Origin of the sequence: Vibrio sp. 3-2(1) (assembly GCF_963887575.1) — a bacterium.
Lineage (GTDB): Bacteria > Pseudomonadota > Gammaproteobacteria > Enterobacterales > Vibrionaceae > Vibrio > Vibrio anguillarum.
The window spans coordinates 318,573-344,484 of sequence record NZ_CAWPGB010000033.1; the positions used below are offsets into that span (position 1 = coordinate 318,573).

Annotated in this window: 25 protein-coding genes; 10 read left to right on the forward strand and 15 right to left on the reverse strand. The window is 45.0% G+C overall.

Going from position 1 to position 25,912, the window contains the following annotated elements; all coding sequences use genetic code 11:
• Positions 1–78: 78 nt before the first annotated feature.
• The 5 genes from AACQ79_RS12490 to AACQ79_RS12510 form a co-directional block, all read right to left on the reverse strand.
• Positions 79–717 (reverse strand): CDP-alcohol phosphatidyltransferase family protein, encoded by a 639-nt coding sequence (locus AACQ79_RS12490; RefSeq protein ID WP_170899172.1) that lies wholly within the window; start codon positions 715–717, stop codon positions 79–81.
• A complete protein-coding gene (locus AACQ79_RS12495; protein WP_019282608.1) occupies positions 710–1,357 on the reverse strand; it encodes an ATP-binding cassette domain-containing protein in 648 nt (215 codons plus the stop codon). The genes AACQ79_RS12490 and AACQ79_RS12495 overlap by 8 nt, the downstream gene beginning before the upstream one ends.
• Positions 1,323–3,044: an ABC transporter permease gene (locus tag AACQ79_RS12500; protein WP_096036318.1), complete on the reverse strand. Its 1,722-nt coding sequence runs from the start codon at positions 3,042–3,044 to the stop codon at positions 1,323–1,325. Before AACQ79_RS12500 ends, AACQ79_RS12495 begins: the two co-directional genes overlap by 35 nt.
• Before the next feature lie 20 nt (positions 3,045–3,064).
• Positions 3,065–4,204, reverse strand: a complete 1,140-nt coding sequence (locus AACQ79_RS12505; RefSeq protein ID WP_170899173.1) for an ABC transporter substrate-binding protein — start codon at positions 4,202–4,204, stop codon at positions 3,065–3,067.
• A 203-nt stretch (positions 4,205–4,407) separates the two neighbouring features.
• A complete protein-coding gene (locus tag AACQ79_RS12510) occupies positions 4,408–4,851 on the reverse strand; it encodes an META domain-containing protein (RefSeq protein WP_026028018.1) in 444 nt (147 codons plus the stop codon).
• A 165-nt stretch (positions 4,852–5,016) separates the two neighbouring features.
• Between AACQ79_RS12510 and AACQ79_RS12515 the strand changes: the two genes are divergently transcribed.
• Positions 5,017–5,268: a DUF1289 domain-containing protein gene (locus AACQ79_RS12515; protein ID WP_170899174.1), complete on the forward strand. Its 252-nt coding sequence runs from the start codon at positions 5,017–5,019 to the stop codon at positions 5,266–5,268.
• A 4-nt stretch (positions 5,269–5,272) separates the two neighbouring features.
• Here the strand turns inward: AACQ79_RS12515 and AACQ79_RS12520 are convergent, their stop codons facing one another.
• Entirely contained in the window at positions 5,273–5,482 is a 210-nt protein-coding gene (locus tag AACQ79_RS12520; protein ID WP_170899175.1) for a hypothetical protein, read from the reverse strand.
• 299 nt (positions 5,483–5,781) lie between these two features.
• On the opposite strand from AACQ79_RS12520, the gene AACQ79_RS12525 reads away from it, so the two are divergent.
• On the forward strand, positions 5,782–7,698 hold the full coding sequence (locus AACQ79_RS12525; protein ID WP_170899176.1) for a bifunctional metallophosphatase/5'-nucleotidase: 1,917 nt from the start codon (positions 5,782–5,784) through the stop codon (positions 7,696–7,698).
• A gap of 61 nt (positions 7,699–7,759) precedes the next feature.
• Here the strand turns inward: AACQ79_RS12525 and AACQ79_RS12530 are convergent, their stop codons facing one another.
• Positions 7,760–8,380 (reverse strand): LysE family translocator, encoded by a 621-nt coding sequence (locus tag AACQ79_RS12530; RefSeq protein WP_013857026.1) that lies wholly within the window; start codon positions 8,378–8,380, stop codon positions 7,760–7,762.
• A gap of 199 nt (positions 8,381–8,579) precedes the next feature.
• Entirely contained in the window at positions 8,580–9,866 is a 1,287-nt protein-coding gene (locus AACQ79_RS12535) for a DEAD/DEAH box helicase (protein ID WP_029388373.1), read from the reverse strand.
• A gap of 290 nt (positions 9,867–10,156) precedes the next feature.
• Between AACQ79_RS12535 and AACQ79_RS12540 the strand changes: the two genes are divergently transcribed.
• Positions 10,157–10,513 carry a PilZ domain-containing protein gene (locus AACQ79_RS12540; protein ID WP_017046184.1) on the forward strand — a complete coding sequence of 119 codons (357 nt, stop codon included), beginning with the start codon at positions 10,157–10,159 and terminating at the stop codon, positions 10,511–10,513.
• A 1-nt stretch (position 10,514) separates the two neighbouring features.
• Here AACQ79_RS12540 and AACQ79_RS12545 read toward each other — a convergent pair whose 3' ends face one another.
• From AACQ79_RS12545 to AACQ79_RS12570, 6 genes are all read right to left on the reverse strand, one after another.
• Positions 10,515–10,907: a ribosome recycling factor family protein gene (locus AACQ79_RS12545; RefSeq protein ID WP_017046183.1), complete on the reverse strand. Its 393-nt coding sequence runs from the start codon at positions 10,905–10,907 to the stop codon at positions 10,515–10,517.
• Between the two features lie 165 nt (positions 10,908–11,072).
• Positions 11,073–11,351 carry a 50S ribosomal protein L25 gene (gene rplY, locus AACQ79_RS12550; RefSeq protein WP_010318386.1) on the reverse strand — a complete coding sequence of 93 codons (279 nt, stop codon included), beginning with the start codon at positions 11,349–11,351 and terminating at the stop codon, positions 11,073–11,075.
• Positions 11,352–11,578: 227 nt separating this feature from the next.
• Entirely contained in the window at positions 11,579–12,919 is a 1,341-nt protein-coding gene (locus AACQ79_RS12555) for an ATP-binding protein (protein ID WP_170899177.1), read from the reverse strand.
• Complete coding sequence (locus AACQ79_RS12560; protein ID WP_010318384.1) at positions 12,909–13,568, reverse strand: response regulator transcription factor; 660 nt, start codon at positions 13,566–13,568, stop codon at positions 12,909–12,911. Before AACQ79_RS12560 ends, AACQ79_RS12555 begins: the two co-directional genes overlap by 11 nt.
• A gap of 9 nt (positions 13,569–13,577) precedes the next feature.
• Positions 13,578–13,967, reverse strand: coding sequence for a PepSY domain-containing protein (locus AACQ79_RS12565; RefSeq protein ID WP_010318383.1), 390 nt, complete (start codon positions 13,965–13,967; stop codon positions 13,578–13,580).
• 62 nt (positions 13,968–14,029) lie between these two features.
• The gene (locus AACQ79_RS12570; protein WP_013857019.1) at positions 14,030–15,772 is read right to left on the reverse strand and encodes a DEAD/DEAH box helicase; all 1,743 of its coding nucleotides are present in this window, start codon (positions 15,770–15,772) and stop codon (positions 14,030–14,032) included.
• A gap of 104 nt (positions 15,773–15,876) precedes the next feature.
• Here AACQ79_RS12570 and rsuA point away from each other — a divergent pair, with 104 nt between their 5' ends.
• The 3 genes from rsuA to AACQ79_RS12585 are packed head-to-tail and all read left to right on the forward strand — an operon-like array spanning position 15,877 to position 18,487.
• Positions 15,877–16,572 carry a 16S rRNA pseudouridine(516) synthase RsuA gene (gene rsuA / locus AACQ79_RS12575; protein ID WP_017044313.1) on the forward strand — a complete coding sequence of 232 codons (696 nt, stop codon included), beginning with the start codon at positions 15,877–15,879 and terminating at the stop codon, positions 16,570–16,572.
• 47 nt (positions 16,573–16,619) lie between these two features.
• A complete protein-coding gene (locus tag AACQ79_RS12580; protein ID WP_013857017.1) occupies positions 16,620–17,828 on the forward strand; it encodes a Bcr/CflA family multidrug efflux MFS transporter in 1,209 nt (402 codons plus the stop codon).
• Positions 17,828–18,487, forward strand: coding sequence for a DUF2913 family protein (locus AACQ79_RS12585; protein WP_017046180.1), 660 nt, complete (start codon positions 17,828–17,830; stop codon positions 18,485–18,487). The genes AACQ79_RS12580 and AACQ79_RS12585 overlap by 1 nt, the downstream gene beginning before the upstream one ends.
• Before the next feature lie 42 nt (positions 18,488–18,529).
• Here the strand turns inward: AACQ79_RS12585 and AACQ79_RS12590 are convergent, their stop codons facing one another.
• Positions 18,530–20,023: a DUF2867 domain-containing protein gene (locus AACQ79_RS12590; protein ID WP_170899178.1), complete on the reverse strand. Its 1,494-nt coding sequence runs from the start codon at positions 20,021–20,023 to the stop codon at positions 18,530–18,532.
• Between the two features lie 40 nt (positions 20,024–20,063).
• Here AACQ79_RS12590 and AACQ79_RS12595 point away from each other — a divergent pair, with 40 nt between their 5' ends.
• The 4 genes from AACQ79_RS12595 to AACQ79_RS12610 all read left to right on the forward strand — a co-directional run bounded on the left by AACQ79_RS12595 (position 20,064) and on the right by AACQ79_RS12610 (position 25,803).
• The gene (locus AACQ79_RS12595; protein ID WP_047689207.1) at positions 20,064–21,440 is read left to right on the forward strand and encodes an MATE family efflux transporter; all 1,377 of its coding nucleotides are present in this window, start codon (positions 20,064–20,066) and stop codon (positions 21,438–21,440) included.
• Between the two features lie 123 nt (positions 21,441–21,563).
• Positions 21,564–22,235, forward strand: coding sequence for an ABC transporter ATP-binding protein (locus tag AACQ79_RS12600; RefSeq protein WP_013857013.1), 672 nt, complete (start codon positions 21,564–21,566; stop codon positions 22,233–22,235).
• Entirely contained in the window at positions 22,216–24,669 is a 2,454-nt protein-coding gene (locus AACQ79_RS12605; RefSeq protein WP_013857012.1) for an FtsX-like permease family protein, read from the forward strand. The genes AACQ79_RS12600 and AACQ79_RS12605 overlap by 20 nt, the downstream gene beginning before the upstream one ends.
• Complete coding sequence (locus AACQ79_RS12610; RefSeq protein ID WP_170899179.1) at positions 24,670–25,803, forward strand: lipocalin-like domain-containing protein; 1,134 nt, start codon at positions 24,670–24,672, stop codon at positions 25,801–25,803.
• Positions 25,804–25,912: the final 109 nt, after the last annotated feature.

The window sequence follows — 25,912 nt, forward strand, 5'->3', positions numbered from 1 at the left end:
TTCGAAGAGTTATACGATTACCCAATGTATTACATTATCTGGATTTGAAGCCGTAGTTCGAAGCCAAAAGTGATAGCGTTAATCATGGTTGTATTCTTGACGTGAGTGAGTGTTAGAGAGTGTTTGAAATCCAGAATAAATGCGGGTAATGCTGGTGAACCAGCATGCGCCGCCGAATAGATAAGCTATTAAGGCAAAATGTTGAGGAAAAAGACAAAACAGGACGAAACAAGCAACCGTTTCCGTACCCTCAGTCAAGCCTGACATGTAATACAGTGATTTATGCTTGTAGATAGGGCTGTGGATGTTTCGCTTGCTGGCCATCACGGCGAAGGCAAGAAAGCTGCTTCCCGTACCGATAAAAGAAAAGATCAAAAAGGCGCCAGCTACCGCATTGTGCTCAGGTGAAGCCAGCACAAAACCAAACGGGATGAGCGAGTAAAACAGAAAATCTAAACTGATATCGAGAAATCCTCCCGCATCGCTGACCCCTTGAATTCTTGCCAACGCACCATCAAGGCCATCTGCTATTCGGTTTAGTATGATGAAAATTAATGCCAGAGTGTACTGCGAGAAAGCAAGTGCAGGAAGTGCACAGCAACCTAAAGCAAAACCCCAGAGTGTCGTTTGGTTCGCTGTAATGCCTAAGCGATGAAGCCCTTGAGCTGTTTTCTCTAGTGGCCAACGAATGATTTTGACACTAAATCGATCAAGCATGTGCGCTCTCCCATGAGCAGGTTAAAATGCGGCTGTTAGGCGGAACATCGTCTTTATCGTGTGTGACCATCAAGGTCGGAATGCCTTCGGCGACCAGTTGATTGAAGACCCAATCCCTAAATTGGATCCGCAGTGCTTTATCTAACTTACTAAATGGTTCATCCAATAGTGCCAGTTTAGGTTGAGCCAGTAGCATGCGAGCCAAGCTAATACGTGCTCGCTGCCCCCCAGATATCTGTTCTGGGTAAGCATTGGCAAGATGTTCGAGAGAAATTTTCTGTAATGCTTTTTCTGCTTGAGACTGCCGTTCATGGCCTTTTACCGAGTTGGGCAAGGCAAAAGCCAAATTTTGCCAAACCGTCAGATGTGGGAAGAGCAGATCATCTTGAAATAAAATACCGACTTGCCGCTGATGTGCAGGCCGCAAAGTGATGTCGACACCGTCCAGTATAACTCTGCCTTGGAAGCTAAAATCCCTCCCCAAATGACCCGCAATTACATTAAGTAGCGTTGATTTTCCGCAGCCGCTCGGCCCCATTAAGCTAACAATTTCACCTGGGGAGATGGTGATATTTAAATCCGATAAGAGAGCTTCACCATTTTGTTTATGGATGGCGAGGTTTTCGAGGCAGAACGTCATGAGTAATGGCTTCCTTACGGGCAGTTTTTTTAACGATAGGGTTCATGGTACGGCGATGAGTTTGTAGGCGGCTGATCACAATCGCCAAGGTGAAAAAAATTAAAGGAAGTAGGGCTTGCCAAATGGCATAGATAGCGGTGACTCTGCGGTCAAAGCCACTCGAGAGCGCAACGGCTTCGGTAGTAATAGTAGCGATCCTTCCTGCGCCGAGCATCAAAGTCGGCAAATATTGCGCTAAGCTCACACTCATTCCAACCGCTGCCGCGTAAACGATGGCTGGCAAGAGTTGCGGCGTTTTAATTTGCCAAAATACTTGCCACGGCGTTTTTCCTAAACTTAACGCTGCTTTAGTCAGGTTTTGATTGTAGCTTTGCCACGGGCCATCCAACGCAAGGTAGACAAAAGGAAAGGCGAAGAATACATGTGACCATGTAACCCAAAGCCAATACTGATCGCTGGCTAAAAAGAGTGTGGCGATCTGCATGCCAAATAACAGTGAAAGTTGAGGAATGAGCATTGGCAAGGCGATCAAATAACTGGGTAAATGACGCTGATATTTGAGCTTATACTCATGAGCGAGTAGAGATAACACCAGCGCAATCACAGTGCTAAATAGCGCTAATTGTACGCTTTGATAAATGGTTGGTGCGATATTCAACCATTCGTTGTCCCAAAAACGGGCACTGAACTGGCTGGGCCATAAGTCTGGAAAGCGCCAACGTTGTGCAAAACTCCAAATCACCATTAAAGGCAACATCAGCAGAGATAAGGTAATGATGAATAAAAACAGTGATTTTCCTGGCAAGGAAAGCGCATAGCGGCCTGAGTATTGCCAGCGTTTGTAGTGTTGCGTCGAACACTTTTCGATGAAGAGAACGATCAATAACATGGCGCTTGCAAGTATAAACAACAGAACGGCGCCAGCGGCGGCGCGAGGAATTAAGGCTAAGTTAGGGTCACTAAACCACTGCCATACCAATACTGCAAACGTTGGTGGATTATTGGGGCCTAAAATGAGCGCCAAATCGACAACGGATACGCCGTAGGCAATCACGGCAAAGAGGGCAAACCGCAGTTTATTTAACCACTGTGGGAAGATCACTTTTAGCCATAGTTGGGGTTGAGAATAACCCAGCGAAGCCGCTGCTTGTTGCAGTTTATCAATGTTTAATTGCTGCAAGATGGGGATGCTCATCAGCAGTAAAAAAGGAACTTCTTTAAGTGCTAACGCTAAGGTTAACCCGACTGCGTAAGGGTTGCGTACTAAAAGTGAAGCGCCATCTCCCATGAATGAGGTTCCAAACAGATGATACAAAAGGCGATCCGTCATGCCGCTTGGCGAGAATAAAAAAGCAAAACCAATGGCAAAAGCGACGTGAGGCATAGCCAGTAGCGGTGACAAAGCGTTCTCTACTTTTGACCAGTGACGGCTGTGCCATAATGATTGCAATATCACAAAGCAGATCGCTGCGGCGAGATAGGTACTGATTAACGCAGAACCTATGCTAAGTAGTAGAGATTGCCCGACTCCCGACCATTGTAAGATGGCGATGTAGCCATCTAGAGAAAAGTGGTGCAAGCCAACGGGAGGAATATAGCCCAATGAGGAGAGTATGACCCCAAGTAGGCCGGGAACAACTGGGGCAATACAGATGACAATAATCAGCAAATAGCTTGCTCTAAACATCGGGCTTTATCTCAGTCTCTTTAGTGGCCGTAGCGTTGTTGCCATTCGGCTTCAAGCGCCGTTTGCCAACTTGGATGTGGCTCGGCGATTGATTTAAACAGCTGAGTTTTCTTAGCGCTGCCACTTAAGAACTCATTTTGTAATACCGATGGATCTCCCCAAATGGAAAGATCTCCTTTACGAGATTGTGCTTCCGGACTGAGTAAGAAATTGATCGCAACCAATGCGCCTTCTTTGGCGCTCGCATTCCAAGGAATGGCGAGAAAATGAATGTTAGAAAGAGCCCCTGTTTCAAACGCGTAGGAGCGGGTAGAGGCCGCTAGCGTTCCATTTGCTTGAGCGGAAAAAACAGCATTGGGGTTAAAGTTGATGGAAAGATCAAGCTGACCATCATCAAGCAATTGCAGCATTTGAGCGGAACCGCTGGGAAACTGCTTGCCTTGACGCCAGGCCACAGGATGAAATTCATCAAGATAGCGCCAAAGAGGTGCTGTCACTATGGCAAAATTTTGTTCATCCACAGGCTTAGACAGGGCAACATCGTTCTCTGTTAGTTCAATCAATAAGGCTTTAAGGAAACTGGTGCCATGAAACTCAGGAGGACGAGGGTAACTAACACGATTCGGAAACGCCTTTGCGTAGCTCAACATTTCTGAAAATGAACGGGGTGGGTTATTGAGCTTTTCCTGATCGTAAATAAACACCAGTTGTCCTACACCCCAAGGCGCTTCAAGGCCAAGAGTCGGCTCTGAAAAATCTTGATCGATCGGCAGTGAGGAATCAACATATTGCCAGTTAGGTAAACGCTCCGTAAATGGACCATACAGTAAACCATTACTTTTCATGGAGTTAAAGTTTTCACCATTAATCCATACTAGATCGACACTGCCATTATTATTTTTAGCGGCCGCCTTTTCTGCAATAAGCCGTGTTGTTGTCTCGGCAATATCGGTCACTTTCACCTGTTTTAACTCGATACCGTAGCGATCTTGAAGCTCGTTGCCTGCCCAGCGAATGTACTCATTAATCTCTTGGCTTCCTCCCCACGCGTGAAAGTAAACGGTTTGTCCTTTAGCTGCATCTGTGGTTTGTTGCCAAGTTTGCGCTGACGCGGAAAGTGCGAAGGCACACGTGCAGAGTAAGGTGATGAGCTTTTTCATAATTATCCTTAAAGATCGCTTTATTCAGTGACTTAGTGAATAGACCGGAGATATTTCCATATTCATTCATTATGAACGAAAAAAAACAAAAGATCTGAATTGGTGAGAAAAAGCAGAAGTCGCAGATAGGTGAATGATGTGTGAGGTGGTCTACGGAAATGGCAGCCTGATGGAGAAGACTGCCATGAGAAGAATGACTGAAATTAATTTACCCAATCACGTAAAGTAAAGGTGAGCGTGTGAACCTCATTTTTAAGCGTTAGGCTATCTTTAGTCAGATTGATCTCGCTCCAATCTGACAATGTTTGAGAAAACGCCTGCTCGGTATCCATGACATCACCGATACACATCATCATGGTCATGCCCATTTTTTCGATGCGGAATTGGTTGTCTTTTAGCTCGGCTTGCCCAAAAAAGTTATTGCAACCTGCGTTACCGCTAGCCATCATCTTTTCGCCGATTTCTAATCGCGGTGCTTTTTGTTTGTCATTATTGACCACGTCCTTGCCATCAATTTGCACCAGTTGCCAATTGTGATGCTGCAAATCTTGAGCGGTAATGCTTTCTACATCACCATTACTTGCACAGGCACTCACCAATACAGGTAGAGAAATTGCGGCTAGCCATTTTTTTGAACTAAACTTCATCGTATTAGACCCCAGAATTTGGAAAACGCGCACAGTATATAAAATTGAGTACTGTTTTTGTCAGTATAAGGTGATTGTTTTATATGCGTCACAGTTTACAATCAGGAAGTGACACACGTTACTCTTATGTGGCGGACATTAAATTGGAAAAATAATTGAGTAACCATGGAGCAACTCGAATTTTTTAAAGTGCTGAGCCCTTGTATCGGTGTATGTTCAGTTGATGACAAAGGTTATTGCCAAGGCTGTATGCGTAAAAGGGAAGAGCGTTTTAACTGGCTCTCAATGACTGCTGCGCAGCAACTGCATGTCATAAAATTATGCCAACAGCGCTATAAGCGGAAAAAACAGAAACAACAAGCGCAAAACCAAGCAGATTCCGAGCCAGAAACGAACCCGCAGCGCGATCTGTTTTAATCAATTACTTCATTCCCCAAAAATCACTGACCCAACCACCAGCATGTTCATCAAAATGATTACCGTGAAAACGTTTATTCACTGCGGGTTGTTCCATGTTGGGTTTTTCTGTCAGAAGCTGTTGAATATAGTTCGCCATTGGATCCGTACGTCGGTGCCGCGTTACAACATCTTTTATCAGTTGTAATCGATAAGTGGAACTTGCGCGTTTCATTTCTATAACCTCCATTGTTGTGGTAACCAATAGAAAAAATAGAAGCGATCCAGTACAGCGTCAATCAAAGATCTGCTTAAAATTCGCTCAATTTTATGGTTAAAAATTAACCACCTGATTTGGCTCGATTAAAGCTCTTTAAGCCATAGAATCTATTTAAAGAGAGATCGCTCCCGAAATTTTGTGATTGCTTTTTAGTGTTGCAACCAAATGAGCGACCCCATCACATAAACATATTTATAAAATCAATAATATCCACTCTGTTTTAATGAAAGCCTGTTTATACGTATGAGTATGTTATGAAACTAAAAATTGTTACTAGCGCAATACTTGCTTCTATTGCCGCTTCTTCTTTCGCTGCTGATGGCGATATTCATCAAGTTACCATTCTTGGTACTTCCGATATTCACGGGCATTTTATGCCATGGGATTATGCTGCTGACAAACTGAATATGCAGGGGAGCCTAAGTCAAATCGCCACCAAGGTTAAACAGATACGAGAGCAAGATAAAAACGTTATTTTAGTGGATGCGGGAGATACGATTCAGGGAAACTTTGTTGAAACGTTTAAGCATGAAGCCGTAGACCCTATGATGCTCGGTTTTAATGAGATGAACTACGATGTTTGGGTACTGGGTAACCATGAGTTTGATTTTGGTTTATCGGTATTAAATCGCTCCCTGACTCAATTTAAAGGCCGAGCGTTAGCCGGGAATATTCAGAGGCCCGATGGCAATCCATTCTTACCCGCCGCAACAATTATTGAAAAAAATGGCGTCAAGATCGGTATTATTGGAATGGATACCCCGATGACACAAGTGTTTGCTGAAGGCACTAATCGCCTTGAAGGCATGAGCTTCACTAACCCAACACTTGAAGTAAAAAAAGTGATTGGGCAGATAAAAAATGGTGTCGATGCGATCGTTTTGGTTGCGCACATGGGGCTGGATAACGAAAACGACATCAAAGATACGGGCGTATCTGATATTGCCAATGCTAACCCAGAAATCGATGCCATTGTTGCTGGCCACATGCACACTAAAATTGATAAAGCGACGGTAAACGGTGTCATCATTACCGAGCCTGATAAATATGGACGCGTTTTATCTCGAATCGATTTCCAATTTGAAGAAAAGTATGGCAAATATACGCTCGTTCATAAAGACAGCTTCACTTACCCTATGAAAGGTGTTGATTCTGATTCGAAAATGGAAACGCTGTACGCACCTTATCATCAACGCTTACGAGAAAACGCCAATCGCGAAATTGCGATACTTGACGGAGTCGACTTGGTTCCTGATGATGAAATACGCGGTATCCCTCAAGTGCATATTCAAGATACCGGCATCAGTGCGCTGTTTCAGGAAGCCAGTTTTTTCTACGCGCCAAAAGCAAACGTGATCGCACTGCAAATTGATAATGACCAAGCTCAACTTGATACTGGCCCAATCAAAGCAAAAGATATCGCGTTTAACTATCAATATGCTGGTGGTGAAATTACGGTTTACCAAATGACGGGTAAAGAGCTGCGCACCTACATGGAATGGGCCGCTGGGTATTTCAATTCCGTCTTGCCAGGCGATGTGACTTATAGCTTTGATCCAAAGCGGCGCGCATCGAAATACTCAACCAATGATTTTTTTGCGGGTGTCACTTACACCATTGATCTTACTCAACCTGCGGGTAAGCGAATTAAAGATCTGCGTTTTGCTGGTGGACAACCGATTGATGATACTAGTGATATTCGGTTGGGTATGAATAGTTACCGAATGGGGCATTTGACGCAGAAAGGGGGTAGCCTTGAAGGGCGGTCATTCCCGATTATTTTTGACTCGGAAGCGGAATATGGCGAAGAGGAAGGAACTATTAGAAACCTAACGATCCGCTATCTCACCCAAGAGAAGCAAGGCCGCTACGAAGGGAAACCAATGCAACGTTGGAAGCTAGAAGGTTTGCAAGGGTATGAATCGGAACGTGCCATCGTGAAAGCTCTAATTAATAGTGGCCAAATTGATGTACCAAGTAGTGATGATGGGCGTTATAGCAATATCGCCTCGATCAATGTTAAAGCACTACTTTTTACCAATAAGGCCGCGGCTGAAGAGGCGATCAATGCGCGTATTTTGCAAAGTAGCCAAGCTTCTGATGCTGAAAAACAGCGTATCAATCGAGAGATTGTATTGCTCAAGGCATTGAATGCTAATGTTTTAGATTAGCTAAAGTTTTAAATTAACGGTTAAGGCTCTGGCCAAAAGTCAGAGCCTACTACTTTAACGACTAACTCATCAATAACCAGAATCCAACACCTATCATCAATGAGCCTGAAATACGGTTCATTAGACGCACATTTTTTGAATGCCCTAGAGCTCGTTTTAACCCCTTGCCACCTGTTGCGTAAAGTGTCATACAGACAAATTCTGAGACCATAATAATGGACACCAGCAGTAATAGTTGAGGTGCAAGTGGTGCTTCACTATTAATAAAAGGCGGAAGTAGGGAGATCATAAACGCCCAGCCTTTAGGGTTAGCAATCGCGGTCACAAAACCTTGCATGACAAGATCCCAGTCTTTGTTATGGGGAGTGACTTGTGAGTCGCTACTGAGGGCAAGCTTGCCTTTTGAGCGCCACATCTGAATGCCTATATAGCCAAGATAGATGGCACCGATGGTTTTGAATCCGGTAAAGAGCCAAGGGTAATTGAGCATAATCGAAGCCATCCCCAAAACGGCTGCGATGGAAACGAACGCCACACCGACGATCTCTCCCATCATCATCCATAAAGTTCGGCGATAACCAATACTCATCCCAAGACTCAGTGCCAATGTCATGCACATACCTGGAGTAATCGAAACAAAAAAGAATGTTGGTATAAATGCCAGAAGTAAAGTACTGCTCATTAATCAATCCGTGTTGAGAGACAAGAGCTCTAGCATACACATTAATTACAATCTTCACTATTTCACTTTGTTGTGCAATTGACGACAGTGCTACTTACGGATTGAAACTAATAAAGATGACCGTTTGGGATGATGAAGCATAGATAGGATGCACAGAGATGAAAAAGCCGCATTGCTGCAGCTCTTTCGTTGTTATGACTTACTTCTTACGATTTTTTAGTCGATTCATCATGTTCAAACGACGTTCTGCTGAGGCTTGATCCGGTTTTTCGTCATTTGGGTTGTTACGACGGCCTTGGCGATCTTTGTACGCCGCTTTTGTGTGAAGTTTTTCAATGTAGGCATCACGCTGTTTAGGCTCATAACCAGGCTGTTCAACACGGCGGATGCGTTGCTGGATAAGGTTTTCAACCTGAACAACAGTCAACTCTTCTTCGCGGCTGACAAATGAGACAGCATGTCCCTGTTTGCCAGCACGACCAGTACGACCTATGCGGTGTACATAATCTTCGGCGAGAAATGGCATGTCATAGTTAACCACGTGCGGCAGGTCGACGATATCTAAACCACGTGCAGCCACATCGGTCGCAACCATGACACGCACTTTGCCTTCTTTAAATTCTTCAAGAGCGCGTCGACGTGAACTTTGTGCTTTATCGCCATGACATAGCACGGCCTTGATGCCATCCAGTTTTAGCTCTTTAACCACTTCATTAGCCGTCTCTTTATAGTTCACAAACACTAAGACTTGTTGCCAATTTTTGCGGCCAATCAGTTCAGACAGCAGTTCCGTTTTACGCTCTTGATCGACAGGGTAAACCACATGCGCCACTGTTGCGGCCGTGGTATTGGCACGATCAGCATTAATGCGCTTGGGTTTGCGTAAAATATCGCCCGCCAGTTGGTTAAGCTGAGTGGATGTAGTGGCCGAGAACATCATGATTTGCGGTGAGGTTTCTACTTCCAGCATGATTTTACGCACGGGATTGATGAATCCCATATCTAAAATTCGATCTGCTTCGTCGAAAACCAAAAACTCAAGGTTAGCGAGTGAAACATTACCTTCACTTAAATGCTCTTCTAATCGGCCAGGGGTCGCGACCAAAATGTCCACACCCATTTCAAGCTGACGAACTTGAGAAGACATTTTATTTCCACCGTAAACAGCAGCGACACTGAGTTTGGTGTACTTGACGTAGTCTTTAATGTTCTGGGCAATTTGTGCCACTAATTCACGCGTGGGTGCCAAAATTAAGCCTCGCGCTGTTTTAGGCGAAGGTTGCTTGCCGCTATCTAACAGATGTTGAATAACGGGCAGTGCGAATGCTGCGGTTTTGCCTGTGCCAGTTTGCGCCGTTGCAAAAATATCATGCCCTTTACGAGCCTCGGGAATGGCTTGTCGCTGAATGGGGGTAAGTTTTTCATAGCCGCATTCAGTAAGCGCTTTAACAAGTTCAGGTGCAAAACCTTGAGATGAAAATGACATTTAACGGGTTCCTTAAGCAGACAGCCTACAGTTCTTAATTTTAGCCGTGCACTATATAGGATTTAGAGTGATTTATCTCACGTTTATCGTGATCAGTGATAAATTTCCCACATTATTTACCAATTGTATTTGAGTTCACAAATGAGATGAATTGGTGATTCATAGCGGTTGCCTATCTTTCTATTATGTTTTTACTTCAGAAGCCGATAATAAATGGTAGACTCTCAACACTTGCGTAGCATCATGATGACGCAGAAGTAATTAACCTTGATAAAGGATGCATAGACGCCATGGACAATGCAGATTTTGTACAGAAACGGCAATATTACCGCTTAAAGTATCCAAAGCGGGCAAGACCTACCGTAAAAATTGATGATCAGCTATTCCATGTCTGTGAAATATCAGAGCAAGGCATTCGTATCTCAATGCCGAGAGTGACTACCTTATATTGTGGTCTATCGATGTCTGGTACGGTGCAGCTACGCAGCAACAATACAGTCAAAATTGCAGGTCAAGTACTGCGCTTTCAACAAGATGAAGTCGTGGTTCAACTATCCAATGGTCCTGCTTTTAAGCACATGGTTGAAGAACAGCGTTATATTCGCCAAAGATACCCGTCTTACTTCTCGTCTTTACGTTCTGCTTAAATCAAAAACTGTCTGCGTTGAAACGAGCGGTGCGTGCTTCTGCGATTGTGCAGTGCGTAATGTGCATAAGTTCGGCGAGAGTGATTGATGGGTTTTGTTTAACAAGCCTTACCAACTTGGCTGATTTGGGTTCAAGCTGTTCCTGATATTCTGCCAGTTTGTCTTTGAGTCTCGTTATTAGAAATTGCATGGCCAGTGAATCAAGCTCTCTGAGCCGATTTGCCAATAATTCAAGTTGCGTTATCTCACCACTGATTTGCCAATTTCTGGAACGTCGTATTCGTTTCAGGTCGCACTGATATTCTCTCGCCAGCATTTTTGCTTTTTTCGCATTTTCTCCACCAAGCCGATGAATCAATGAGGGGAGGGAAATCGTGATGATCATAATAGCCATGTTCTTGTTTGAATGACTTTCCGTTATAACACGGTCTTATAAAACGGTGAAACCCCGATAGTTGGTAGCTATCGGGGTTTCGAATTTTTAGATTTCTCGGATGGTAAGGCCGATCATCTTTATGCAAAAGGTTGGATTTTATCCAACTAATTCCTTGGTAGGAAATTAGATGCGGATGAAGTCCATGTGCTCAACTTTTGGCTTGAACACGTGACGTTGAACGTCTTGTGGCTTAACTTTTACTTCTGCGCCATCAATTACTAGAGTAATTGCTTCGTAGAATTCTGGTTTGTCCATTTGGTTGATCACGTCAGAATGATCCAGTGCGATAGCAACTGGCGCTGCTTCACCACCGTAAACAACTGCTGGGAATTGGCCCGCGTGACGTAGGCGGCGGCTCGCACCTTTACCTAGTTCAGTACGTACTACTGCTTCGAATTTCATAGTTTTTACACTCAAATTAGTAAAAATAAACTTCACATCTGCAATGCGACCTTGCTGATGTGGTATAGCTTTGATAGTGAATCAATGATTACTAACAAAACGAGCGCGGATACTAGCACTCTATCTAAGATGGGGCAATAGAAAATCCCTTGCAGCATCGATTTATTGCAGTGTTACGAAGGACCGTGACAGTCTTTATTGTTTAATGTCGAGTTCGATTTCGTCCATTAAACCGAACGAAAAGTTAGCACCGCTTTTAACCCCCCCATGGTGCTAGTCGATAGGGTTAGCGTACCGCGATAACTGTGCGCCATTTCACTGACAATATTCAACCCAAGCCCAGATCCAGAGGTTGTTTCGTCTAAGCGCACGCCACGCTGTATCGCTTTGGCCAGATCTTGCTCAGCAATACCTGGGCCATCGTCTTCGATGTGGATTTCTACCCAGCCTTCTTCTCGATTTTTTGCGTGAACTCGAACTAAAGAAGCTGCCCATTTGTAGCTATTTTCCAGTAGGTTGCCGAGCATCTCGTCGAGATCGGTTGGGTCAACGGCAACCTCTAGATCAGAATCCAACTCATTAACTAACGTGATTTCACGCTGTGCGTAAATTTTGTCAAATGCCATAGAAATAGCATCTACCCGTTCGCTTGGATTGGCTTTTACCGCAAGAATATTCATTGAGCCAGCCATGCGCGCGCGCCCTAGATGGTAGTCAATCTGCTTTTGTAACTGTTCAATCGGTGTTCTGAGTTTCTGCTGTTGTGCGAAATCAAGATGATCGATCTCATTGCGCAGTACAGAAATCGGCGTTTTTAAAGCGTGAGAGAGATTGCCTGCATGATTACGTGCACGTTCAAGCAATTCTTGATAGTGGAATAACAGTGCATTCAAATCATTGACTAACGGAAAGACTTCTTTTGGGTACTCGTCACTGAGACTGGCTTGTTGACCTTTGCGCAATGCGGCCAGCTCTTTTTGCATTTTCCCTAACGGCCGTAATGACCAACTGACTTGCAAGCCAATCAGCACCAATACACCACTGAAGAGCAGACCTAGTATCATCCACAATTGGCTAATTACGCTGTTTAAAGTGTCTTGTAATGGCGCTTCATCAAGACCGATGGTAATGGTGATAGGAGAAGGGAAGTCTGGTAAGTAGATGATTTGTTCAATGACGATCAGTTTTTCATCTCTTGCGCCTTTGACGATGCTTTTCAAGCCATGTTTTTCGCTGGTAAGGCGCTTATCCCACAATGAGCGAGAACGAAGCGATTGATCATGGCTTGAGGCCGTCCAATAAAGGCCGCTGTAGGGTTGGCTAAAACGAGGGTCGGAAAGGCGCGACGACAGCACTAGATTCCCTTGCGGTGTCGCTTCCAAGTTCGCCGTGATTTCATCCATCGCTAAGCGTAGCTGACTTTGCACATCATTGACTAGGTAGTCTTTGATCAGTGTGGGAATGCCAATTCCCGCCGCTAAAATCATGGTACCTAACCAAAACGTTGCCGCGAGCAGTAAACGACTTTTTAAACTGAGGCGCTTTAAGGCCGAGGTTTTATTTTGCATTAAGCTGGTATCCCAGTCCTCTCACGGTTTTGATAATGTTGTTATTGATTTTTTTACGGATGCGGCCAATAAACACTTCGATGGTGTTGGAGTCTCTATCGAAATCTTGTTTGTAGATGTGTTCCACCAGTTCAGTCCGTGAAATGACTTTGTCGGCATTGTGCATGAAGTAGGCAACCACTTTGTATTCCAGTGCCGTCAAGCTCACCGCTTGACCTTGCCACATCACTTTAGAGGTTCGAGTATCAAGGCTTAAGTCACCGATTTGCATCACAGGGGAAGCGTTACCTGATGCTCGGCGCAGTTGTGCGCGGATACGAGCGGTTAATTCCACCATCTCAAATGGTTTGGTGAGGTAATCATCCGCTCCTGCATTTAAGCCCTCGACTCGTTGAGTCAAACCGTCTCTTGCACTGAGGATTACAATGGGCGTATTGATGTTTTCATCTCGAATGCCTTTCAATACGGTGAGCCCATCGAGCTTGGGTAAACCGAGGTCAAGCACAATCACATCCCACTCTTCTGATGTAGCGCGATAGAGTGCATCAATGCCATCTTGTGATAATTCAGGCACCCAGCCGGTCTGTTCAAGCGCTTCTACAATTTGTTCCCCAAGACGAGGATCGTCTTCGACTACCAATATTTTCATGGTTATTCTCTATTTTTTGATGATGTCGCGTAGGTTCCTGCCACGAATAGCCATTAGTTCTAATGTGCTTGCATTATATTCTACGCGGATAACTCGGTTGTCATGCATCAGTTTTAATTCGTAGACCCATTCACCATCATCTTCATCTAACTCTACCTTGATAACTCGGCCATTGAGTTCTTTATCTATCGTGGCATAAAGCTCAGACAATGGATGAATTAAACCTTTTTGAACTGCCGCGTAGACCTCGTCTTGATCCTCATCAATCTCTACCTTGGTTCCTGGCTTATAAGTGTCTTGAACCCAATCGTGTACATCACTGCTCGCAGCTAAAGTGGGTAAGGATAATGATGAGAGCAGCAGTAAGCGTGCGAAAGCTTTACCCTTTTTGAACAACATGTTGCGCCCCCTGTAAATAAGATGAACAGAGTATAAATGACCTTACATGAATAGAAAGTGAATCATCGGTTTTGTAGCTCATCTTCAAAGATCTTATCGCGCATTTTCCAAAATCGTCCCACTTTTCGCGCAATGACAAATTGTGGTGGACGAAAACGGTGTTGATGAGCCACTACTTTGCTTGGTGAAGATTGATCAAAAGGGCGATGCTTATCGGCTAGGTGTGGTCGCACAAATTGGTCGTGGAACACCTGTTTCTGTTTCTTGGTGGTTAGTGGCCAAAATTCGTGGACTTGTGCATCGTTCTCACCACGATAGGTAACGCGCAGTTGCGCTTTTCCACTTGCATCTTTATGTACATTCAAATCCATTTCGATACATTCAAAAACCAATGCATCTTTGAGGTTGAGTGCCTCTTTGAGCTTTTTATCAGGGTCAACCAGTGTTGCGTCACATTCATGGCAGATACGTGCGGCGATATCGTTGTCAGCCCCACACTCACCGCAATATTTTGCTCTAAAACGGTAACCACAGTGTTCTCGTTCGCCACTTTCTTCGTCTGTAAAATAGCCTTGGCAACGTCGACCATAGTGTTCAAGCAAAAAACCAGCGGCATCGAGTTTACCCCAAAAGTTGTTATTAAAACCGCAGGCCGGACAGGGAATGGTAATAATTTCACTGTTGGGATCGGGCTTTGGCTCTCCGACTTCTGGTTGATAAAGATCATAGTTATTGCCCGCATAATCCAATACCAAACATTCGGTTTTTCCTGCGGATAAGCGTAGCCCACGTCCGACAATTTGCTGATATAAACTGATGGACTCGGTGGGGCGTAAAATCGCAATCAGGTCAACATGCGGAGCATCAAAACCTGTGGTTAATACCGACACGTTAACTAAGAATTTGATTTGGCGCTGTTTAAACTGCTTGATGATGGTGTCGCGTTCAGGGGTCGGCGTGTCACCAATGACGATGGCAGTTTCGTTATTGGGCAGTAATTGCACAATTTCTTGGGCGTGGCGAACGGTGGCCGCAAAGATCATTACTCCCTGTTTTTGCTGTGCTAGTTGGATGATTTGTTGAACAATCTGTGGTGTGGCACGTTTCGATTGCTCAATCACCATGTCGAGTTCGGCTTCTTTGTAGCGCCCGGTATTGGCGGGTTTTAACTGCGAAAAATCGTAACTGAGCACGGGGGCATCAACCATTCGCGCTGGCGTTAAAAAAGCTTCATCAAGCAGATAACGGATCGGTAGCTCAAAAATACAGTCACGGAAGAAGCGAGGCTCCTCACTGCGCACTTGGCCACGAGTATGGTATTGATAAATCCAGCCCATGCCTAAACGATAAGGCGTAGCGGTTAACCCCAACACTTTAATCCCTGGGTTGAGCTCGCTTAAATGGGTGATCACCTTTTGATAGCTACTACTTTTCTCATCCGGTACGCGGTGGCATTCATCAATCACCAGTAATGAAAATTGATTTTTAAAGGCATCTAAATTGCGCACCACGGATTGTACCGAAGCAAAGACGACCTGTTGATCTGTCTCTTTTCGTCCTAAACCTGCCGCAAATACCGCGCCTTGCAAACCGTAGCCCTCATATTTGGCATGGTTTTGCTCTACCAGTTCTTTCACGTGCGCTAGTACTAAGACTCGTCCTTTGGCAAGCCTTGCCAGCTCAGCAATAACCAAACTTTTTCCTGCCCCCGTCGGTAGTACAATTACGGCGGGCGTAGTGTGATGACGAAAATAGTGGATCACGGCTTTGACCGAGTCCGATTGATAAGGACGAAGTGTGTACATAACTCGCGTTGTCTCTTGTTGAACTCTGGATAAAAACAGTGAAATAGATCAACTATTTCATTTTAGCTGCGTATAATACCTGACTTGATTTAGATGAGGTAATCATGCGGTTAGATAAATTTTTGTGTGATGCGTTAGGTGCGACACGTAAAGAAGCCACCAAGATCATCAAAAGTGGTGATGTCACAGTAAATGGTAAGACGCAGAAAAGTGGTTCATTGCAGGTGACGCAGGAGTGTGAGGTGGAGTGGCAAGGTCGTGAGTTAATCTTGCATGGCCCGCGCTATATCATGTTACACAAACCCGCTGGCTACGTTTGCTCACATGAAGACGGCTTCAATCATACGGCATTTATTTTGCTCGATGAAGTGAATGTTCAAGACTTGCATTTTGCAGGACGTTTGGATGTCGATACCACAGGTTTGGTTCTGATCACCGATGACGGTCAATGGTCTCATCGCATTACCTCGCCAAAACACAAATGCGACAAAACCTACCGTGTCTGGCTTGCAGACCCTATTGAAGCGAATTATGTCGAACAATTCTTAACGGGTATTGAACTGCGTAATGAGCGTGAGCCAACCTTGCCTGCGCAATTGGAAGTCGTCGGTGAGAATGAATGTTTACTGACCATTCATGAAGGCAAATACCATCAAGTTAAACGCATGTTTGCTGCTTTAGGCAATAAAGTGGTTGGCCTTCACCGTGAGCGCATTGGTCATATTGTGCTAGATGAGGCACTAGAGCCCGGTGAATACCGTTATTTGACTGACCAAGAAGTGGCTTCTATTGGGGCTTGAAAGGCCTAGCTTTATTGCAACTTCATTCCTTATTTATCTGGAGAACTATGACTTCATCTCAACCTGTTACAGCGAATAATACGCCGCACATTAGTTTTTTACTCTTCTTAGTATTAGGTGCGATTGGCGCATTAACGCCGCTGGCGATTGATATGTATCTGCCAGCCATGCCAGCGATTGCTAAAGATCTCGGTGTGAGTGCTGGAGCGGTACAAATGACGCTGACTGCTTATACCGCTGGTTTTGCGATAGGCCAACTATTGCATGGTCCTCTAGCCGACAGTTATGGCCGTCGCCCAGTGCTGCTGATCGGCGTATTACTGTTTGGTATTGCTGCCACTGTGAGTGCGACTACGCAAGGTATTGAAGCGTTAACGTATGTTCGCGCTGCGCAAGGTTTTGCTGGAGCAGCGGCGGCTGTGGTTATTCAAGCGGTGGTGCGTGATATGTTTGATCGCGAAGATTTTGCTCGCGCCATGTCTTTTGTCACCTTAGTGATGACCGTTGCCCCGTTAGCTGCGCCGATGATTGGCGGACACTTGGCCATTTGGTTTGGTTGGCGTTCGATATTTTGGGTGTTGGCTATTTTTGCCGCGGTGGTGATTGCTCTCGTGGTTTGGAAAATTCCAGAAACACTCAGTGCAGAAAATCGTCAACCGCTGCGCTTTCGAAATACCATTCGCAACTATGTGCAGTTAAGCCGTAACCCAGTCGCGATGGGGCTTGTTTTTTCTGGTGCTTTCTCGTTCGCTGGTATGTTTGCCTTTTTGACCGCAGGCTCTTTTGTCTATATTGATATTTATGGAGTCGATCCTGATCAATTTGGTTACCTGTTTGGCCTCAATATCGTCGCGATGATTATCATGACCAGTTTAAATGGTCGAATGGTGAAACGAGTCGGTTCCCACGCCATGCTACGCTTTGGTTTGTTGATTCAGTTGTGCGCAGGTATCGGGCTATTTATCGCGTGGTTACTCAACCTTGGTTTATGGGGTATTGTGCCTTTTGTGGTGCTTTTTATTGGTACATTGTCAACGATAGGCAGTAATTCAATGGGATTATTGTTAAGTGGTTATCCGAAAATGGCGGGTACCGCTTCTTCACTGGCTGGAACGTTGCGTTTTGGTACAGGCTCAGTGGTTGCAGCGATTGTCGCGATGATGCCTAGTGATGTTGAGTGGCCGATGATTGTGGTCATGACGGCGTGCTCGGTACTTTCATCTCTTTTTTATTGGACATTAGGAAGAAAGGCGTAATGTCAGAGTATTACCTCGAAATTCAACGTGTAGTGAATACAGCGCTGCAAGAGTTAACAGCAGAACACCAAGCGAATAAGCTGGTGAATGCGCCTTTAGCTAATAATCACTTTTTGGTGCATTGGGTGAGTAAGGCATTGAAAGCACAACGATTCCATCGCTGTGTGGTGGATGATTTAAATCGTTGGCAGAAAGCTGGACGTTCGAAAGGCAACCAATCTGAATTACTGTTTATCTTCAAACGCATCTCAGCATTTTACGGTCAGTTTTTTGCGCAAGACGCGGATAACATCATTACCGATAAGAAAATTGACGCGTTTTTGGAATTCATGGAAGCGGCTCACTGGGAAGTGACAACATGTGATCCATTGGTGAATGAAGGCAAATTACAGCTTTTTACCGATGGGCAAAACTCATTAGCTTTGTGCGCAAATCAGTGTGAATCATGCTTTGATGGTGAACTGCTCGTGAAGCCGATGAACTGGTTTGTACGGGGCCATCATGCTGATTTCGTCGAAAAGGCCAGCAGTGCTGGCTTTATGGTGCATAAACGTACCGATTATAAGTCGAATGTGAAATATCATGGTGAGTATTTGATATACCCAAGCAACCATGGCGTGCAATTGGCTGAAATTCCATTAGGCTTTCCTATTGATTAGTATGGAATTGAAACCCAATAAGTTGCAGAGCTAGCGATTTCACTAGCTCTTTTTTTGTGCCTTTTTGACGATGGCTTTGACCATGCCATTAAAAATAAAAAGGTGGGCAGGCATCATCGCGAACCAGTAAAGTAACCCTAAGAATCCTTTGGGGTGCCACCATGCGGTCACATTGAGTTCTCGCGTTTCGCCTAGATCTTTAATGGTAAATTCCAATCGCCCTAACCCTGGGCCTTTCATCCCAAAAAGAAGAGACAAAAACTGTTGAGGTTGGCAGCGGATCACTTTCCACGAATCAATAAAATCGCCAACTTGCAGTTCCGGGCCACAAGGGGAGCGGCGCACAGGTTTGCCACCACCGAATAAAAGATCGAGCCATTCGCGTGTACGCCATAGTGCATTGGCAAAAAAATAGCCTTCTTGGCGGCTGCCTATGGTTCGGATAACATCCCATAAAGCCTCAGCAGAAGCGCTGGTCTGAATCGTTGCTCCTGCCTGTTTAGGATAGTAGCCAAAACCGGGTTGCCAACGCTGTAGGGCACTTGGATCAAATCCCCACACCTGCGAGCGTGTAAATTCACCTTCACGCTCGATTATTTTGGTGACAACGTCACGATATGAGATCAGTCTTTGAGGATAGCGTGCTTCAATGGCTTGTGAGTCGGCAATGTAATCATGATCTAAACCGGCAAGTAGTGCTCTGCCAATATTAGAAGGGACGGAGGTGACAAGACCTAGCCAGTAAGAAGCCATTTTGGGGGTTAATAGTGGGGTAGACCATAACCGAAAAGGTTTCTGCGTTGCCTGACAAATAATGGCAAATTGTTCGCGGTAGGAGAGGGCGTCAGGCCCACCGACTTCAAACAATTGGTGTGCAACGGGCTGCTCATTAGCTAATTCAAGTAGATAATGATTGAGGTTTTCCAGCGCTATCGGATTTGCTTTGGAATCAACCCATTTGGGAGTGATGAGCATCGGTAAGTTGTAAACAAAATCACGCATGATTTCAAATGCGGCTGATCCCGGTCCAAGAATGACACCGGCTCTTAATTCGGTCACTGGTACAGGACTTTTCCTAAGTAGATCGCCGGTCATTTTCCGTGCTTTGAGGTGCTCTGAGTTTCCGGTTTGTGGCTGAATCGCACTTAAGTAGATCAGGTGTTTGACCTGGCTAACCTCAAGGGCTTGTTTAACGTTTTCCGCTAACGACAATTCATAGTCGACGAAATCATGTCCTTGCGCCATACCGTGCACTAAAAAATAAACCAGTTCAAATTGTGGGATAAGCGCAAGTGTCGCCTCTTTATCGGTAAGGTCTAAATAACGCAAGGTAAGGTTGGGATGAGATATGGCACGTGAGGTTAAATAGTCAATGTGCCTAGCTGCGGCCGTTACTTGAAAACCTTGCGCTAATAGCAAAGGTAACAGTTGTGAGCCGACATAGCCTGATGCGCCGAGTACTAACACTTTTTTCATGACGGTCCCTTCAAATAAGATGGTTAGATTATGCTCACAGACGTATAATAGCGACTTCATTTTTCCTGTGCTATCAATGTGTTGAATTTGAGGTGATCGGTTGTCTGTTTTTTCGCAAATCGTGTTACATACAAGAGGCGATTTTTTCCGTCGCTTAATGGCTATCGCTCTGCCGATCACCTTGCAAAGTATTATGTTTTCTAGCCGTGGTCTAGTGGATGTTTTGATGCTAGGGCAATTAGGTGAGGCAGAAATTGCTGCGGTAGGCGTTGCCGCTAGAGCAACTTTTGTCACCACCATCATGCTAGTGGGCGTGACAACCGGAGGCGCACTTTTAACAGCTCAGTATTGGGGCGCAGGAAACAAACAGGGCGTGCGAGAAAGTACGGCACTTACGTGGTTAGTCGCTAACCTATTTGCTGTAATGACGGTGGCACTATTTTTACTGTTTCCAAGTCAAATCATGGCACTAACCACGGATTCCGAGACCGTTAATGCGCTAGGTAGCCAATATTTGATTATTACCTCACTCAGTATGTTTGCTGTAGCTTGCGTCAGTAGTATGGCGGTAGGGCTGCGAGCGATGCATAAACCGGGGCTCAGTACGTTTTTTAGCGGTATTGGTATTGTTTCAAACGTGTTTTTAAACTGGGTGCTGATTTTCGGCAAATTGGGTTTTCCCGCGATGGGAATCGAAGGTGCGGCGATTGCTACCGTGCTCAGTGGTTTTATTGAAGTCGCGTGTTTATACGGTTACCTCTATGCCAAGAAACATCTGTTAGCGTTTGGAATTGACGATATCCGAGCCATCATTGAATGGCCTACCATTTCTCGTTTTTTGAAGCTTTCGTTGCCAACTACCTTTAATTTCCTAGCATGGGCAGGCGGTTTATTTGTCTATCATGCCATTATGGGGCAGAGTGGTGTGCAAGGCTTAGCTGCGTTATCGGTGATGACGCCAGTAGAATCAATTTCATTGAGTTTACTGATTGGGATGTCGAATGCGGCTGCGGTTTTAGTCGGTAACCAACTTGGCGCTAAGCAGTACGATGCCGTTTATTATCAAGCCTTGGGCCTAACTATCATCAGCCTTCTTGTGGGCGTGGTTGTCGCTGCCGCTTTGTATGTGGTGCAGATCCCTATCCTGAACTCTTTCACCGCCTTGACGGATGAAACCCGTGCTTTATCTGAAGAGTTTATCGTGATACTGAGCCTTGGCATCATTTTACGTTCCATTCCAATGACGGTGATTGTTGGCGTGTTGCGAGCTGGCGGTGACGTAAAGTTTTGTCTTTATCAAGATTTAGTCGCGCAGTGGCTGATCGGTATTCCGTTAGCCGCATTTTGTGCGATTGTGCTTGGGGCTAAGCCTGAAGCCATCTATTTATTGTTTCTCGTTGAAGAGTTGATTAAATGGGGCGGTTCTCTTTATCGAATGAAAAGCAAGAAGTGGATGCGAAATTTGATTGAAAATTAGACACAACGCAGTTAGGTGGTGCAATTTGATGCACATAATGTGATCCGGTATCCAAAATGCTTTCTACTGCAGGAGAATTAGTGTAGATTCACAATCCAATTTTAGTCGATTGCGAGCGATTTGATGTTACAGCTGACCAACCTGTGTAAAGGCTATCTAGATGGCGATGAATTTCATCCCGTGCTACAGGGGGCAGAGTTAACATTAAACCGAGGCGACCAAATCGCATTGATGGGTGAAAGTGGTTCGGGTAAGAGTACATTACTCAACCTTATTGCCGGATTAGATATTGTCGATTCTGGCGAAATTTGGTTTCCAAGTTTTGCCATGCATGACACGTCAGAAAATAAGCGTACCGCTTATCGCCGAAATAACATTGGTCATATATTTCAGCAGTTTAATCTTCTTCCCACCCTCAATCTCGCGGATAATATTCGCTTTTGTCGTCAGTTGAAAGGAATGCCGGAAGACCAAGGTTTACTGCGTCAAATTCTTTCTTCGCTTGATTTAATGCCGTTGCTAGGCCGATACCCTGAAGAGGTTTCTGGTGGGCAGCAGCAGCGTGCTGCGATCGCGCGCTCCTTGTACATGGAGCCTAAGATTTTATTAGCAGATGAACCAACCGGTAGTCTTGATGAGCGTAATGCCGAGGCGGTGATGCGTTTATTGACGACCTTAACTCGCCAGTTGGATTGCACGTTATTATTGGTGACGCACAGTGAAAAAGTCGCGCAGCATATGGATGGTCGCGTACGTTTACAAGGAGGGTTGTTGCATGTTATGGCCCGTAGTTAAGGCGCTACTTGGTCATTATCGGCGTTATCCTTTACAAATCATCCTAGTATGGCTGGGTTTAACGCTTGGCGTTTCATTGTTGGTGGGAGTGACGGCCATCAACCAGCATGCTCGTCAAAGTTATGAACATGGCGAAAAGCTGTTTTCTAATCCATTACCTTATCGTATTCGTTCCAAGCATATTGCCAATAAAATCCCCCAAGGTTTCTATATTCAGTTGCGCCGTGATGGATTTTCTCAGTGCGCTCCTTTTGAAAACCATCGTTTGACGACAAAAAATGGCACGGATATTTCGCTGATTGGGCTTGATCCCGTCGCGATGTTGCCAACCAATAGCGGCCTTCCTTTATCGGAATTTTCGACATTATCATTGATGAATCCGCCGTATCCTATTTTGGTGAGTGTTGATCTCGCTCGTCTCCAAGGTTGGCAAACGGGTGATTTTATCGTGCTTGATGATGAATCAAAGTTAGGTCCTATTCAGATCGATCAACAAGATCTCATCAACGGCACACGCGTTATTGCGGATCTATCCTTGGTGCGAATGCTCAAGAAAAGTTCGGGCTTATCTGTTATTGCTTGTGGTGATATGCCGCCAGAGAAACTGAAAAGACTAAAAGATAATTTACCTAATGGTTTGACGCTAGTCCGTAGTTCTCGCACTGAGCTGGAATCACTCACGCGTGCTTTTCATCTCAATCTCAATGCAATGGGTATGTTGGCATTTTTGGTCGGGCTATTCATATTCTACCAAGCCATGTCTTTATCTTTAATCCAGCGCCAACCTTTAGTCGGGTTATTACGGCAAGCGGGCGTTTCTGGCTGGCAGCTTACCCAAGCATTGGTGATTGAGTTGTTTGGCATGGTCCTGCTTAGCTGGATATGCGGTAACGGATTGGGGTTATTATTGGCCAATCAACTTATCCCAGCGGTTTCAGCCAGTTTGGGTGACTTGTATGATGCTAATGTCGGTTTATCGATTAGCTGGAATTGGCAGTGGAGTAGTTACAGTTTAGCCATGGCGTTGATTGGTGCATTTGCGGCGTGCGCTTGGCCCCTCGTCCGGTTGCTAAAATCGCAGCCTATTCGTCTTTCGGCTCGTCTCTCTTTGCTTCGATTTGCTGGCACAGAATTTCGCCTGCAAGCCCTTGTTGCTTGCGCATTGACTGTCGCGGCGATTGCCGTGTATCAAGTTCCACAAACGCAACTTTCTGGTTTTGCAATTATTGCGTTGATGTTACTCAGTGTTGCGCTGTTTACGCCTTATCTTATTTGGACGCTCTTCAACAGTTTTTCCTATTCACTCGCTTGGGTAAAAGCGCGTTGGTTCTTTGCCGATGCAGCGGCCAGTATGAGCTATCGCGGTGTCGCAACTATGGCATTTATGATTGCTATGGCGGCGAATATTGGCATTGAAACCATGGTTGGTAGCTTTAGAGACACTACTGAAAAATGGTTAAACCAACGTTTAGCGGCCGATATTTATGTCTATCCTACCAACAGTTCGGCATCAAGAATGAGCAGTTGGTTGAAAGCGCAGCCTGAGGTCAATGATGTTTGGTGGCGTTGGGAAAAAGATTTCGCCACTGACAAAGGTGCATTGCAAGTGGTCAGCACGGGTATCTCCGATGGTGAGTTAGACTCGTTGACGGTTAAACTCGCTGTTCCTAACTATTGGTATGATTTACACCATTCAAAGAGTTTGATGATCAGTGAATCCATGGCGCTTAAATTAGGCATTAAGCCTGGTGATTTTATTGACCTTTCTGAGCCTTTGGGCCAAAAGTGGCAAGTCGTGGGGGTGTATTACGATTATGGTAACCCTTACCACCAAGTCTTATTGTCACACCAAAATTGGTTATTTGCGTTTGCCAGTACGGGAAATGTGGCGCTAGGAGTGGTTTTGCACGAAGGTGTGAATGACCAAGGATTAAAGAAGCGACTAGAATCGGTATTTAGGTTGGGCCCTGAGCGGATTTTTGATAACAATCACATCCACACTCAAGCGATGCGGGTGTTTGACCGAACCTTTGCCATCGCCGATACGCTCGGGCGTATTACTTTGTTGATTGCCGTGTGTGGTATTTTCTTTGCTACGTTAGCCGGAGAGGTTTCCCGCCAGCGACATGTTTCGCTACTGCGTTGTTTGGGTGTTTCTGGTAAAGAGCTGGTGGTGATTGGCAGCTTGCAGTTGTGTGTTTTTGGGGCGATAGCGCTCGTGATTGCAATGCCGTTAGGGCTTGCACTCGCTCGTCTTGTGGTGGACATCGTGATTAAACAATCCTTTGGTTGGACAATCCAACTGCAGTTGATCCCCGGGGAGTATTTGAAAACGGCAGCATGGGCGATGGTGACCTTGATGTGCGCAGGTGCAATCCCGGTTATTCGTTTGGTCAGAAGGCCACCGATTAGCTCATTTAGAGACGCGTTATAAATGATGAAACGATACCTCGTACTTTTGTGCTCTTTGTTGATTGCTGTATTGTTCAGCCTCTATTCGTGGCACCAGTATTGGCAGGCACAGCAAACGATTTCAGAATATGCCGTTTCTGAAACAGCTTCTAAGCAAATGGATACATCATCAATATCGAAAGAGCACCCGTTCGAGTTCGTGCTTCCTAATCGCTCGGTACGACTTCCTCAAGATTTCAATTTTCATCAAGGTTTTGAACATGAGTGGTGGCATTACTTTGCGAATGTCAGTGATGAACATGGGCAGCAATATGGGATCCAGTGGAGTTATTTTCGTCTCGCTAATGAAGCTCGAGATGCCAATGGATGGCTTAGTCCTCAGCTTTATCTTGCTTATGTGGTGATCTCTGCAAAGAATGAAGTCTGGCGTGAACAGCGGATTGCGCGGGGCGGAATTGGTCAAGCCGGCTTAGAATTAAAACCGTTTAAAATGTGGATTGATAATTGGAACTGGCGCGCACCGGGGACGACTCCATTTCCTGGAGTATTAGACGTAGCGACGGACACGTTTTCACTCTCATTAAAAAATAACCTTTCCGGGCCATTTGTATTACCTGGTCAGCAGGGATACCAAAAAAAGCATGATTCACTCTCTTTAGCCTCATATAGTCTCCAAGCACCGTTTTTGCAGGTCAAAGGTGTGCTCAACTTAGGTGTTAACTCTCAACCTATTCAAGTTACAGGTAATGCATGGCTGAGCAAGGAGTGGGGTAATAATCTACTGCCTAACGCTAAACAGGGATGGGATAAGTTGTTCGTTAAACTCGATAGCAAAACAACCTTATTGGTTAATCGCTATCGTTATTTTCAGCAAGAGCCCTATTTGTTTGGGGCAATTGTGAAAGATTCGGGCACCACGATCGCACTATCTGCTGATGAAATTGATTTAGTTCCTGTCGTTTCTGCCGCGTCGGAGAATGAGCGTGACATCCCCTTACAATGGGTGGTAAACATCCCTAAATATAATATTCATCTGGTGACGAAAGCGGTGAATCGCGATTTGTGGTCACCCTTTCTGCTCCCTTATTGGGAAGGCCCCATTATCACCGATGGTAGTCATAAGGTGACGGGTTTCATGCAACTAACGAGCAACTAAGTTCAAATATTTGCGGAATCTAAAGGTCAAGTTGTTCTTGGCCTTTTGTGTTTTTGTGAACCTTTTTTATTTTGTTGTAAAATTGTTATACATGAAAACTAATCAACAA